General features: G+C 40.4%; 14 protein-coding genes. 6 read left to right on the forward strand and 8 right to left on the reverse strand.

Annotation, left to right across the window (positions count from 1 at the left end; all coding sequences use genetic code 11):
- Positions 1-40: 40 nt before the first annotated feature.
- Positions 41-388 carry a DMT family protein gene (locus O1450_RS16040; protein WP_269229212.1) on the reverse strand — a complete coding sequence of 116 codons (348 nt, stop codon included), beginning with the start codon at positions 386-388 and terminating at the stop codon, positions 41-43.
- A 66-nt stretch (positions 389-454) separates the two neighbouring features.
- Here O1450_RS16040 and O1450_RS16045 point away from each other — a divergent pair, with 66 nt between their 5' ends.
- On the forward strand, positions 455-1045 hold the full coding sequence (locus O1450_RS16045; protein ID WP_269229213.1) for a hypothetical protein: 591 nt from the start codon (positions 455-457) through the stop codon (positions 1043-1045).
- A 110-nt stretch (positions 1046-1155) separates the two neighbouring features.
- Entirely contained in the window at positions 1156-2517 is a 1362-nt protein-coding gene (mpl, locus tag O1450_RS16050; RefSeq protein ID WP_269229214.1) for a UDP-N-acetylmuramate:L-alanyl-gamma-D-glutamyl-meso-diaminopimelate ligase, read from the forward strand.
- Between the two features lie 494 nt (positions 2518-3011).
- Here mpl and O1450_RS16055 read toward each other — a convergent pair whose 3' ends face one another.
- From O1450_RS16055 to O1450_RS16070, 4 genes are read right to left on the reverse strand one after another with little or no spacing between them, the layout of a single operon-like run.
- Positions 3012-3755: an SDR family oxidoreductase gene (locus tag O1450_RS16055; protein WP_269229215.1), complete on the reverse strand. Its 744-nt coding sequence runs from the start codon at positions 3753-3755 to the stop codon at positions 3012-3014.
- Positions 3756-3771: 16 nt separating this feature from the next.
- The gene (locus O1450_RS16060; protein ID WP_269229216.1) at positions 3772-4470 is read right to left on the reverse strand and encodes a histidine phosphatase family protein; all 699 of its coding nucleotides are present in this window, start codon (positions 4468-4470) and stop codon (positions 3772-3774) included.
- Positions 4467-5588, reverse strand: coding sequence for a phosphotransferase family protein (locus tag O1450_RS16065; protein ID WP_269229217.1), 1122 nt, complete (start codon positions 5586-5588; stop codon positions 4467-4469). The genes O1450_RS16060 and O1450_RS16065 overlap by 4 nt, the downstream gene beginning before the upstream one ends.
- A gap of 15 nt (positions 5589-5603) precedes the next feature.
- Positions 5604-6833, reverse strand: coding sequence for an acyl-CoA dehydrogenase family protein (locus O1450_RS16070; RefSeq protein ID WP_269229218.1), 1230 nt, complete (start codon positions 6831-6833; stop codon positions 5604-5606).
- A gap of 105 nt (positions 6834-6938) precedes the next feature.
- Between O1450_RS16070 and O1450_RS16075 the strand changes: the two genes are divergently transcribed.
- The 4 genes from O1450_RS16075 to O1450_RS16090 all read left to right on the forward strand — a co-directional run bounded on the left by O1450_RS16075 (position 6939) and on the right by O1450_RS16090 (position 10880).
- Positions 6939-7871 (forward strand): LysR family transcriptional regulator, encoded by a 933-nt coding sequence (locus tag O1450_RS16075; protein WP_269229219.1) that lies wholly within the window; start codon positions 6939-6941, stop codon positions 7869-7871.
- 288 nt (positions 7872-8159) lie between these two features.
- Positions 8160-9116: a TerC family protein gene (locus O1450_RS16080; protein ID WP_269229220.1), complete on the forward strand. Its 957-nt coding sequence runs from the start codon at positions 8160-8162 to the stop codon at positions 9114-9116.
- A 193-nt stretch (positions 9117-9309) separates the two neighbouring features.
- The gene (locus O1450_RS16085; RefSeq protein WP_269229221.1) at positions 9310-9699 is read left to right on the forward strand and encodes a hypothetical protein; all 390 of its coding nucleotides are present in this window, start codon (positions 9310-9312) and stop codon (positions 9697-9699) included.
- A gap of 20 nt (positions 9700-9719) precedes the next feature.
- The gene (locus O1450_RS16090) at positions 9720-10880 is read left to right on the forward strand and encodes a glutathionylspermidine synthase family protein (RefSeq protein WP_269229222.1); all 1161 of its coding nucleotides are present in this window, start codon (positions 9720-9722) and stop codon (positions 10878-10880) included.
- Between the two features lie 176 nt (positions 10881-11056).
- Here O1450_RS16090 and O1450_RS16095 read toward each other — a convergent pair whose 3' ends face one another.
- From O1450_RS16095 to O1450_RS16105, 3 genes are read right to left on the reverse strand one after another with little or no spacing between them, the layout of a single operon-like run.
- Positions 11057-11890: an SDR family NAD(P)-dependent oxidoreductase gene (locus O1450_RS16095; protein ID WP_269229223.1), complete on the reverse strand. Its 834-nt coding sequence runs from the start codon at positions 11888-11890 to the stop codon at positions 11057-11059.
- A 12-nt stretch (positions 11891-11902) separates the two neighbouring features.
- The gene (locus O1450_RS16100) at positions 11903-12286 is read right to left on the reverse strand and encodes a DoxX-like family protein (protein ID WP_269229224.1); all 384 of its coding nucleotides are present in this window, start codon (positions 12284-12286) and stop codon (positions 11903-11905) included.
- A 30-nt stretch (positions 12287-12316) separates the two neighbouring features.
- Positions 12317-12790, reverse strand: coding sequence for a hypothetical protein (locus O1450_RS16105; RefSeq protein WP_269229225.1), 474 nt, complete (start codon positions 12788-12790; stop codon positions 12317-12319).
- Positions 12791-12889: the final 99 nt, after the last annotated feature.

Consider the following 12889-nt stretch of genomic DNA (forward strand, 5'->3'; position numbering starts at 1 on the left):
GCATCCCCAACTAAAGAACATTTTTACTGATTCCCCAAAATTAGCTTTGATGACGAAAAACAAAATAGACACAGCCCATTAAGCAAAACATCGCCCAGACATAATCCAACTTGAATGGTTGTTTAAACAGAAAAATCATAAAGGGCACAAACACAATCAGCGTAACAACTTCTTGGGTGATTTTCATTTCGCCCAAACTCCAACCCTGTTGATTTAATAGTTTAGTTGCAGGAATCATAAAACTATATTCCAATAGGGCAATCAACCAACTAAACAAAATCGCTTGCCAAAGCGGCGCATTGTGTAAAATTTTCAAATGCCCATACCATGCTAAAGTCATGAAGCAATTGGAGATAATTAACAATAAAAGGGGGAGCGATAAAGCCATTTTTAGCTCAAATGATTTTTGGAGTACTTTTATATTAAAATGAAAAAATTTACTAAGGGTAGTGATATGAAAAAATTAATTTTGTTAATTCTTTTAGTGCTATTCATAAATCATAGCTACGCTAAGGAGCAAGTAATGGAAAATCAGAATGATGTATTCAATGACTTTGCGACTCAACTCATTCAAGATGATAAAAATCCAACTTTTAATCGAGAATTTTTAAAGCCAAAACAATTAGATTACTCATTGGAAAGTTTAAACTTTATAAATGAATTCTTAATTGATGCAGATAAAAAAGAATTACATTTAATGCCTTATGAAGACGTTGTTCGCCTTGCTTTGCGTACAGGGGCTTATGTAGGTGAAACTGTTCGAAAAAATGATAAAAATATAGAATGGAATTGGGTTGAATATGATGAAGCAATCAAACTTCATCCTGAAATTGGTCAATATCAAGAAAAATCACTAGGAACTCGATTTCTATTGATTGGTACAAGTAAAAAGGATACTTTCGTGCATTTTTCATTTCCAATCAATAAGGTTTTAAAAAACTTAGAAAATGGTGATGAAGACAGTGTATATGCTTTCGCATTAACGCAAGTGAAATTACAAGATGAAATGCAGAATTTAGAAATCGATGCAAATAATCTAAATTAAGTCACTATCTTTTCCCCTTAACCCTTGCTATCGTTGCTTTCAAATCGAATTAATCACGACAACAGCACAACAAAAAGTGATGTGTCTAAAAAGCAGTGGAGTTAAAAAGAATGCATCTGCATATTCTGGGTATTTGTGGCACCTTTATGGGGTCTTTGGCTCTACTCGCACGAGATTTAGGACATAAAGTCACAGGCTCAGATGCCAATGTTTATCCACCGATGTCAACTCAACTAGAAAATGCGGGTATCGGGTTAATGCAAGGCTATGATCGTAGCCATTTACAACCGCATCCCGATCTTGTCATCGTCGGCAATGCCATGAAACGTGGTATTGATGCCATCGAATACATGCTCAACGAAGGACTCCCTTATATTTCAGGTCCACAATTTCTAGCTGATCATGTACTACAAGGCAAACATGTCCTCGGTGTGGCAGGTACACATGGTAAAACCACAACCACAACCATGTTAGCTTGGGTATTGGATCAAGCAGGTTTAAATCCGGGTTTCTTGATCGGCGGCGTACCGCTTGGTTTTAGTGAGAGCGCACGTCTAGGTGGTGGAAAATATTTCTGTGTAGAAGCCGATGAATATGACTCTGCCTTCTTCGATAAACGTTCTAAGTTCGTTCACTATCATCCAAAAACTGCGATTTTAAATAATCTTGAATTTGATCATGCCGACATTTTTGATGACCTCGCTGCCATTCAAAAACAGTTCCATCATTTAGTGCGTACCATTCCAAGTGAAGGTCGTATTATTGCGCCAATTACTGAAACCAATATTGATGAAGTACTAGAACAGGGCTGTTGGACGCCTGTGGTTCGTACTAGTCTTGAGCCAAATGACCAAGCTGCTTTATCTGCGGCGCTGATCAGTGCAGATGGCAGTCATTTTAACGTGCTTGAACACAGTCAAGTGATCGGTACAGTCAAATGGAATATGACAGGGCAACATAGCGTTGCCAATGCTTTGGCGACGATTGCTGCGGCACAACATGTGGGTGTAACGATTGAACAAACCTGTGAAGCTTTATCCAACTTCGGTGGTGTTAAACGCCGCATGGAGCTGTTAGGCACGGTACGTGGCATCGAAGTCTACGATGACTTTGCCCATCACCCAACTGCGATTGAAACCACTTTGGACGGCGCACGTAAGCGTCTTGGTGAACGTAAGCTATGGGCGATCATTGAACCTCGCTCTAACACCATGCGTATGGGCAGCCATAAAGATGGTTTGGCACATTCAGCTCGTTTAGCGGATGAAGTGATTTGGTATCAGCCAGAGGGCTTGGATTGGGATCTACAACCTGTGATCTCTGCGTCATCAAACAAGGCTGAAGTCAGCCGTTCATTAGATGACATCATTGCCCGTGTGGTGAATGAAGCAGGTGAGGGCGATGCTGTGGTCATCATGTCCAATGGTGGCTTTGGTGGATTACACCAAAAGTTGATTAAGGCTTTATCGTAATTAACCTCAACACTTTCTCTAACTTATTGAAAAACTATTGCCTCAACGGAGTCTTGCAAGTTCTTATCTAATTTCTGGATCAGCCTGCGACTCGCCCTACTTTTCTTTCGGGAAAAGTAGGCAAAACCATTGTCATCTGCAAAACCTGTCCTCTTCTTGCATTAATCAACATATATCGCAGAAACAGTCTCTTACTTAAACCACGCAGGTTGCAGATGACGTTTCCGAGTATCACATTTCCTCGAAGTTATATTAATTCAGATCGTGTCAGGCGGCATGGATGCCGCCAGTTGAACAGTTCTTGCGCTGCTTTTCAAAGCAGTGCTTTGAAAAATTGCTCAGGATGTACCCTCTGCTCAACAAAAGATTTTTGTTACTTTTCATCTTTGAAAAGTAAGGAAACGCCTATACCCAAACAACTCGACTATTCAGCCTATATGAGGCTGTGAAATATTGCCGAATAAACATATTTGTCCATGCATTTAAAATTGCAATCAACTCAGTTTATTCACCAATTTTAACGGCAAAATCTTCATTGCAATCCCCATTGGCAACCATGGCCACTGCGGCACATAAGCCTTCACTGGTTCCTTCTCAATCGCTTTCACCAAAGCCTTACTTCCCGTTTTCTCATCCACCTCAAATGGTAACTTCTTCGCACCTTCATTCAACTCAGTTCGAATATAACCAGGGAAAATCGTCGAGACTTTGATTGGAGTATGCAGCAACTCAGCACGAATCCCTTCAGCCAAATGTGCCACCGCTGCCTTACTGGCTGCATAGGTCGATAAATGCTTGGGTAAACCACGCATCGCACTCATGGACGAAATCATCACCAAATGGCCTTTATTTTGCGCTCTAAAGATTTCAACCGCCGCTTCACACTGTGCCAGTGCCGAAATAAAATTGGTTTCAGCCGTAGCGCGGTTTACATCAAAATGCCCTTTACCGATACGACGACCTTCGCCTACACCTGCATTGACAATGATTCGGTCAATTGTCCCAAATTCTTGCTGAAAAGCATGGAATACCGTAAACACATCATCATAATGGGTCACATCAAGGGTTTTAATCTTGACCTGTATTGAAAACTGCTTTTGCAGCTGTTGTTGTAAGGCTTCCAAACGCTCTAAACGTCGTGCACAAAGGGCAAGATTATAGCCTTTGGCGGCAAATTCACGCGCCATGCCTGCGCCCAAACCCGAGCTTGCCCCTGTAATTAAAATCGTCTTTGCCATGCCTGCCACCTATTTTTTAAATCCATGTTAAGAGTTCAGCATCACGCGCTTTCAAATAATGATGCTCATTAAAACTGAGTAATTGCAAACGACCATCTGTCCAACGCAATGTGGTGATACTGGCATTGGCAATCGACCAATTCAGCGCAAAAATCTGTTTAGCATTCAGTCCCAACACCTGACCAACTGCCACAGAAATCACACCGCCTGAACTAAACACCACCGCCTGACGGGGTTGCGTAGCATCAATCTTCTGACACAAACTGTGCAATGCACTTTCTACACGCGATTGAAAGCCTAACCAAGTCTCATGATATTCATGGTCATATTGCTCTCCAATCCAGCGATCAATCGCGCCATCAAAAATTTTGGCTAGATAAGCACGTGGATTGGACATCAATTCAACATCCTGTTTCAGCAATTCAGGTTGATTAAAACGCGGTTCGTATTGTGCAAACACCTGTTGATGATCAAACTCATTCCATGCAGATTCGGTTTGAATGGATGCATTATGGAAACTTTGCGATAAAGCGAGTTGCGCAGTCTGCTGATGCCGCTGCATTGAACCTGCCACAATTAGCGGCGTTTGCTTTAGGGTCTGTTTAAAAAAATCACCGACGACATGTGCCTGCTGTTCACCCTTGGCTGAAAGCTGGTCATAACTTGCCGCACCAAATGATGCCTGCCCATGTCGTACCAAATAGATTGTGGTCATCGTTTTAAAATATCCTGTAGTTTTGCGCCATATTCAGGAATTAACTGCTGTGCTTCAGCATTGTTTTGTGCAATTAATTTAAGTGCCCGAATATGTAAGGCATGAATCATAATCCAGAAATCTTTAAAGGCTGGATTATCGGTTTGTTGATGGTAATAGCGATAATAAATCTGTTGGGCAATCACGGCTAAACGGAATAAACCAAACACTTCATAAAATGCCCAGCTATCAGGCTTTAGACCTGTTTTTTCCAGATAATAATCCACGACTTGTTGTCGTGTCAGCATGCCTTTTAAATTGGTCGGTTGGCGGCGGCTCGATTTCATCAAGGCATCATCATCCTCTTGAATCCAGTAGGCGAGAGCACTGCCCAAATCCATCAATGGATCACCGAGCGTCGCCATTTCCCAATCCAGTACCCCAATCACTTGTGTCGGCTGTTGTGGAGCTAAAATGACATTATCAAAACGCCAATCATTATGAATCACGCAGGTTTTTGCATCAGTTGGGATATGTTGCAGCAACCATTCACGCACAAAAGCAAAATCAGGCACATTTGGCGTCAATGCCTTACTGTAACGTGCATCCCAGCCTTCCACCTGACGGCGGCAGTAGCCTTCGCCTTTACCCAATTTTTCTAGCTCTGTGCCTTGATAAGGTACTTGATGCAGCTCGATCAATTTATCCAGAACATTCAGACACAACTGCTGTACCTGCGGCTCATCCAGCTGTAATTCCTTGGGTAGATTCGCACGTGGAATAATGCCCTCAATCCGCTTCATCACATAGAAGTCACAGCCAATCACTCTGTCATCTTGGCACAGCGCAATCATTTCAGGCAGCACAGGGTAGAACTGTGCAAGATGCTTCTGCACATTGTATTCACGCGCCATATCATGCGCTGATTTGGCTTTAGTGCCTTTCGGTGGACGACGTAAGATCAGATCAGCATTGTCATATTGCAAACGATAGGTCCAATTCGAAGCACCACCTGAGTATTGAGTGACTTGTGCTTGACCTTGCAGTTCAATACCTTGATCCTTTAACCATTTTTCAACAGCGGAAATATCCAATTCTTCACCGTGACGAACCTGACCGCCAACATCAATTACTGCCATTTGCTTTTATCCTTATCAACGACCATAGCCACGTTTTTTGAGTTCTAATTTGGCAATCATGCCTTTATGAACCTCATCTGGTCCATCAGCTAAACGTAAACTGCGTGCTTGGTTAAAAAATGCAGTCAGTGGGGTATCACGTGAAACACCTTCGCCACCGTGGATTTGAATCGCCATATCCACCACGTTTTGTAATACAGTCGGTGCAACCACTTTAATTGCTGAGATTTCCGTAAGTGCAGCCATATTACCTAAAGTGTCCATCTTGTAAGCGGCATACAGCGTTAATAAACGGGCTTGGTCGATTTGCACACGTGCTTCCGCGACTCGTTCTAAATTGCCGCCTAATTTAAGTAACTCTTTACCAAAGGCTTTACGTGACATGCCTCGATCAATCATCAGCTCCAATGCTTTTTCTGCTGCGCCAATACAACGCATGCAATGATGGATTCGCCCAGGCCCTAAACGCCCTTGTGCAATTTCAAAACCTTGTCCTGCACCACCAATAAAGTTGCCGACAGGCACACGTACATTGTCAAAACTGACCTGTCCATGTCCATGCGGTGCATCATAGTCACCAAAGACTGGCAACATTCTTTCAATCGTCACACCTTGCGTTTCAATTGGAACAAGTACCATTGAATGTTGATGATGACGGTCTTTGTTAGGATCTGGGGTATAGGCCATGAAAATAATCACTTTGGCATTGGGATCACCCAAGCCCGATGACCACCATTTACGCCCATTCAAGACAATTTCATCACCTTCAATCACTGCCGTGGCCTGCATATTAGTAGCATCACTAGAAGCCACCGCAGGCTCAGTCATACAGAACACTGAACGGATTTCACCAGCAAGCAGGGGTTGTAACCATTGTCGTTTTTGCTCATCGCTACCATAACGCCACAACACTTCCATATTGCCGCTATCAGGCGCATTACAGTTAAATACGGTTGGTGCAAGTAAGCTACGTCCAGTCAGTTCGGCAATATGCGCATATTCCTGAACCGATAAACCAGCACCCAATTCCGCATCGGGCAAAAACATATTCCATAAGCCAGCCGCTTTAGCTTTATTCTTGAGCTGTTCGAGTTGCGCTGGCCATTGCCATTTGGTCCAGTCCCCATCGACATTTAAATGATGCACTTCATCCCAAAATGCTTTTTCAATCGGTTCTATTTCTTGTTGAATAAAGGCTTGCGTTCGTGCAATAAAATCCTGTGCGCGTTCAGATAATGCAAACATCATCATTTCCCTCAATGTAAAATGTGGCGAATATTGATTCGCTGCTTTACATCACCATAAGCGAAAATTTATTATGAATGAAATGATTTTATTTTATTCAAAACTATGAACCAGATTCATAATAGCAACCCATTGGAAGTGGGACATTTTCATCGAATTGATATTAATTTATATCCGCTTTTTATTGCGATTTTTGAACAAAAAAGTATTTCTAAAGCTGCACAACTGCTCTGTATCAGCCAATCTGCGGTCAGTCATGCTTTACAACGTTTACGTGTACAACTTAAAGATGAACTGTTTGTGCGTAGTGGGCAAAAAATGCTACCCACCCCCTATGCCGAGCAAATTTATCAGCCGATTCAAATGGCTTTATTGAGTATTCAAAAGATCGCTATGCCTCAGCAAGATTTTATGCCGAGCATGCTACAAAGTATAAAAATCGCGATTCATGATGAAATCGAACCCATTATTTTTCCTCAATTGGTCAATCACTTTGCGAAACAAAACCTGAATATCCAGTTTTTTAGCTCTAAACTCGATCGTAAAAATATGTTGGCTGATCTTTCTGCACAACAAATTGATTTTGTAATTGATTTAGTACAGCCATATCAAGCCAATTTACAGTTTGAAAACCTGATTGAAGATCATTTTGTGGTCTGTACTCAGCAAGCTGAAATGGATTTATCTCTGTATTTATCATCACCACACATTGGTGTCTCATCACGGCGTACAGGCTTATTATTGGAAGATATTTATCTTAATCGCCAACAATTGTCTCGGCAAATTTTTCTACGCTGCCAGCACTATTCGACAGCTTTACAGGTATTAGCGCAGCATCCAGATGCAATACTGACTATCCCTCAAAGTATTCTAAAACATTTACACTATTCAAAAGATTTACAGATTCATGCACTTCCGATTGAATTACCCAAAATCAATATGGGTATGTATTGGCATGAGCATGTCAAACACAATGCAAGACATCAGTTTTTACGCGCAGAGATTTTGAAAATTTTTAATCGTGACTTAATTTGCTGAAGATTTGCACATTTGCTAAAAATGTGTAATTCTATATACACATTTGGATGTCACCATCCATACAGAATTAGTTTGACAAGGGGAGTAGCCTCCTCCAAACCTAGGTAGTGTAGTTTAAATACTTAGGTGTCAGAGCTTCGTCATTACACTTTGCAAAAAGTCGGACTCTGAGCATCACAATCAATTTGTGATGTAGGCAAGACCTTGATCATGTTGAAACAGATGTATTTATTCATCTAGCAACTGGTCAAGGTTTTTTTATGTCCAGTTGCTAGATAGGGAGTTGTGATGGAAACTATCGGTAATCTATGGCTGTATGTCGTATTCTTCGGCCTTGTCACAGTCATGCTTTTGGTCGATTTTTTAGGCTTTAAACAAAAACAAAATCAAGATGTTCCAATCAAGCAAGCCGCTTACTGGAGTATTGCTTGGGTCACTGTAGCAATGCTATTTGGTGGGGGCTTGTGGCTCTATCTACAGCAAACAGTAGGACTCACCCTTGCGAATCAAAAAACCATGGAATACTTCGCAGGTTATCTACTGGAAAAATCACTGGCAATCGATAATGTCTTCGTTTGGCTGATGATCTTCGCAGCATTTGCAATTCCATCTGCATTGCAACGTAAAATCTTACTTTATGGTGTATTAGGTGCGATTGTTTTAAGAACCATCTTTATCTTTATTGGGGCTTGGTTCGTTCAAGAATTTTCTTGGGTACTTTATATCTTCGGTGCATTCCTTGTGTATACAGGTTTTAAATTCCTGAAAGGTCAAGACGAAGAAACCAATATTGAAGATATTAAATTACTGAAATGGTTACGCAAACACATGCGTATTACCCCTCAACTTGAAGGTAATAAATTTTTCGTCCGTCAAAATGGCGTGTTATGGGCAACACCTTTATTTTTAGTTTTAATCTTAGTTGAAGCATCTGATGTTATTTTCGCGGTTGACTCTATTCCTGCGATTTTCGCGGTAACCAGTGACCCGTTCATTGTCCTGACTGCAAACCTGATGGCGATTCTAGGCCTACGTGCAATGTTCTTCTTACTTGCTGGCGCTGCATCTAAATTACATTATTTGCCTTATGGTTTAGGCATTATCTTATTGTTTATTGGTGCGAAGATGTTATTGCTTGATGTATTCCATATGCCAATCTGGATCTCACTCGGCTTTATTATTGTAACTTTGACAATCACTGCTTATTTGTCATTACGTCACAACAAAAAACAACCGCAATCTTAATACATCATATAGGGCATCTAATAAAAATTTGGATGCCCTATTATTTAAAATATAAGAATAGACTATACATTAAAAAAACAGATCAATATGATATGTCGGCTTATCACTTTTATCTTTCTTAATCAGAAACATAATAAACAAGACTTGCTCACATATTTATGTCGATCAAGCAAATTAAAATGAGTGGGGTCTCATGCGTTCTAAAAAAATTAATCTTGTAGTTGTACCATTATTACTGAGTGCTTGCAGCCATAATGATGGGCCGCTAGTACAAGATGTTTATAACAATCAATATGATTGTGCAACAGACTGGAATACTGAAACTTGTGAAGAAGAAAATAGCTCAGGGAGTGGAAGTTCTACTGCTGGCGTTCGTTATTATGGTGGCTTTGGTTCTGGGCGTTATTTAGGACCACAATATTATCAACATAATCGTGAAGTCTCTTTTAAAGGCAACACCTTGAGACCACATACCAATCTCAGTGTGGGACAACCTTCAATTTCAACCACTGCAAAACGCTATTCTGTATCATCACCTATTCGTGGCGGTTTCGGTCGTGGCGGCTCATCATTTGGCGGCTAATTAAAAGACTGAAACTCAAGATGAAAAGAAAAATATTAGCACCCCGCACAGACTGGCAACTCGAACACCAAAAAATTGGTTTTGATTATTTTAATTTACCTTCACTTGATGGCTCAATTTACTGGTCAGAAGGAATTGCCTACGAATTTACACTGAAGCAAATTGAACAGCTTGAAGATGCAGCCAATGAGCTCCACCAAATGTGTTTAGCTGTGACAAGTGATTTGATTCAACGCGGAAATTATCCTGATTATTTCCAGATTCCAGCTGCTGCAATTGCACAAATCGAGCAGTCTTGGCGACAAAATGCGCCAATGCTATATGGACGCTTTGACTTTGCCTATGATGGGCGCAATATCAAAATGCTGGAATACAATGCTGATACTCCCACAGGACTGTTAGAGGCATCAGTAGCACAATGGCTCTGGATCGAACAAGTATCTGGGATTTCGAATCGAGATCAGTTTAACAGTATTCACGAAGACTTGATTAAGCGTTGGGGAACGATTCTACCGCGAGGAAGTCACGTGCATTTTGCAGCCTGTCAGGAGGCAGGGCGAGAGGATTGGGGCAATCTAGAATATTTAATGGATACGGCTTTTCAAGCGCATCTACAAGTTTCTGAACTTTCAATGGAAAATATTGGCTGGAATGGACAAAGTTTTGTTGATCTGAATAATCAACCGATTCAAAACCTATTCAAGTTATATCCTTGGGAATGGATTTGGGAAGAATCATTCTCTCAATATCTGAGTCCGCAATCGAATTGGATCGAACCATGTTGGAAAATGCTACTCTCCAATAAAGCGATTTTAGTCGAACTTTGGAAACGCTATCCAAATCACCCACTTTTGGTCGAGACTCATCATTTTGATCCACAGCAAAAATTCTTTGGCAAATGGGTGAAAAAACCGATCTTAGCAAGGGAAGGGGCGAATATCCGAGTATTGCAAGATGGTCAAGATCAAGGAGCTGCTTCTGGTAGTTTCTATTTTGATGACTATGATAAATATGGCTATGTGGTACAAAAATGGGTAGAGACTCCATTATTTTCAGGACAGCTACCAACGCTCGGTTTATGGATGGTCGGACATCAATGTGCTGGCATGTCTATTCGAGAAGACTGCTATGACATTATCGGCAATGATGCCCATTTTGCTGCGCATTATTTTGTGGAGTGAAATAAAAATAAATCAAGCAAAAGAATTGAATCAAGCTCTCAGAGCCTTTTGCTATTTTTCTTTGATTTAGCCTTTGCTTCAATCTTAACAGGCATTTATGACAGGCTGTTTGGTGATGCAGAATAAGATCAACAACTCAAGCAAGTAGACACAAGGACAGAAATAGTATGCTCACGTTATTTGAGATGTTCTAAAGCTGTATCTTTGATTGGATTTCTACGCCAATAATAGGGCTGAAAAAAGCGAATCAATAATCGCCATGGTGTCATCCATACAATACGTACATTCGTCTTTTTATTATTAATTATTCCTTGAGCTAAATAGGCACAGACTTTTTCTGGAGGATCAATAATAAATAAAAATAGACGTTTCATTTTTTTCCAGTTCTGGACATTACCGTTTTGCCATGAAGAAATCAGTAAATCGGTAGCAACCATACCAGGGCTGAGTGTTCCAACCAAAATCGGAGTAAATTTACTTTCTCTATAAAGTGCCTGACTAAAATAACCGATTGCTCGTTTTGTCGTGCCATACACCGTCATGCCTGCACTCCATTCACCTCGACTACCCCAACCCTCCATATTAAAAATCTGTCCAAAGCCCTGTTTTAACATACCTTGTAAAGCAATTTGTGAACCTAACATCGTTCCTAAAAGATTCGTCTGTAGTACGCTATCCAGTTCATATTCCGTCATCCCTATAAATGCTTGGGTGGCATGACAATTACCTGCATTATTAATCCAGACATTGATTCTGCCAAAATGCTGAATGGCTGTATTCCATAACTGCTGTAACTGATTTTTTTGTGTGACATCACAACATAAACCTAAAATATTTTTGCTCTCAAACTGCTCAGTTAATTGCTGAATTGTTTGTTGTATTTGTTCTTCATTTCGAGCTGAAATCACCACAGCCCATCCCAAATTCAAAAAGGCTTTTGCCAACCCCAAACCAATCCCTTTACTGCTCCCTGTAATCACCACACAATCCAGCGAACCGACATTACTCATGCATCTATACCTCTAATTTAAGTCTGGCTGACGAGATAGCATCAAGAAAATACAAGATAAACTGATCATAGCAAGATTCATGACGACAGGATTAAAAGCTAGAAGCAAAGTATCTGGAAACAATAGCCCAATTAAAATAAGCAGAAAAAATAGTCCTAACATACTCAGATAATGCATAATCTTGTGAGAAATCACCATAAAGCAAAGCCCAAATAGTATTTCCGCAACTCCTGTGGCTTGACCTGCCAACTTAGCAAATTCAGGTGATAATCCCATCCATTGCCAAACTGCAATTTCATCAGGACTGGTAAAAATTAGTTTAGGAATCAAACCTTGATAGACCCATAAAACTGCCAAGATGAAATTGATAAATTTTAGAATAATGGCATCTTTCATGGCACACTCTCAGATCAAAATTGTGCTGATTTAAATCCTATGCGCTGCAACCCGTTTTATATAAGACACCAAACGAGTAAAAAATAAAATTTGCAGAAAAATGGTAAAAGCCGAAACACACCATTCGTACCACATTTCAAATACTGTTTGCGCTAAACCGAAATATTGATAAATTCCCAATAAAACTAGCCCAAAAACAATTCCAAACACAGTATTTTGCATCAAAATAGGAAAAGACAACGCCGTGACTCGATTTAAGAAATGGACACCTTGATCAGCGCCATTGGCTTGATAAGTCCGTTGAATCCCAATCAGCATAATCAATAGGGTCAACGCAGCTTCAATCCCAATAACTCGAATATCAGAATAAGGGGAATACATACCGTAATAGTACACAGCACTCACCACCAATGCCGCTGCGAGATAATAGTTTTTATAATGTTGTTTACTTAGAGTGTCCTCAGCCAACTTATGTGCTAATGCTTTGGTATTCCAATAATACATCTTTATTTTTTCCAAAAAGTATAATTATTGCTGACAATTTACGTATTTACACCGAAAAGTAAAGTGAATTGATTCAATCAATTACTCATACCTCGCTCG

It is taken from the genome of Acinetobacter sp. TR11 (genome assembly GCF_027105035.1).
Taxonomy (GTDB): Bacteria; Pseudomonadota; Gammaproteobacteria; order Pseudomonadales; family Moraxellaceae; genus Acinetobacter.

Excerpts from the sequence above, each read along its gene's own strand:
- O1450_RS16055 (WP_269229215.1), bottom strand. The coding sequence starts at position 3,755 with ATGGCAAAGACGATTTTAATTACAGGGGCAAGCTCGGGTTTGGGCGCA.
- O1450_RS16065 (WP_269229217.1), bottom strand. The coding sequence starts at position 5,588 with ATGGCAGTAATTGATGTTGGCGGTCAGGTTCGTCACGGTGAAGAATTG.
- O1450_RS16090 (WP_269229222.1), top strand. The coding sequence starts at position 9,720 with ATGAAAAGAAAAATATTAGCACCCCGCACAGACTGGCAACTCGAACAC.
- O1450_RS16085 (WP_269229221.1), top strand. The coding sequence starts at position 9,310 with ATGCGTTCTAAAAAAATTAATCTTGTAGTTGTACCATTATTACTGAGT.
- O1450_RS16075 (WP_269229219.1), top strand. The coding sequence starts at position 6,939 with ATGAACCAGATTCATAATAGCAACCCATTGGAAGTGGGACATTTTCAT.
- O1450_RS16105 (WP_269229225.1), bottom strand. The coding sequence starts at position 12,790 with ATGTATTATTGGAATACCAAAGCATTAGCACATAAGTTGGCTGAGGAC.
- O1450_RS16080 (WP_269229220.1), top strand. The coding sequence starts at position 8,160 with ATGGAAACTATCGGTAATCTATGGCTGTATGTCGTATTCTTCGGCCTT.
- O1450_RS16095 (WP_269229223.1), bottom strand. The coding sequence starts at position 11,890 with ATGAGTAATGTCGGTTCGCTGGATTGTGTGGTGATTACAGGGAGCAGT.
- O1450_RS16040 (WP_269229212.1), bottom strand. The coding sequence starts at position 388 with ATGGCTTTATCGCTCCCCCTTTTATTGTTAATTATCTCCAATTGCTTC.
- O1450_RS16045 (WP_269229213.1), top strand. The coding sequence starts at position 455 with ATGAAAAAATTAATTTTGTTAATTCTTTTAGTGCTATTCATAAATCAT.
- O1450_RS16060 (WP_269229216.1), bottom strand. The coding sequence starts at position 4,470 with ATGACCACAATCTATTTGGTACGACATGGGCAGGCATCATTTGGTGCG.
- mpl (WP_269229214.1), top strand. The coding sequence starts at position 1,156 with ATGCATCTGCATATTCTGGGTATTTGTGGCACCTTTATGGGGTCTTTG.
- O1450_RS16100 (WP_269229224.1), bottom strand. The coding sequence starts at position 12,286 with ATGAAAGATGCCATTATTCTAAAATTTATCAATTTCATCTTGGCAGTT.
- O1450_RS16070 (WP_269229218.1), bottom strand. The coding sequence starts at position 6,833 with ATGTTTGCATTATCTGAACGCGCACAGGATTTTATTGCACGAACGCAA.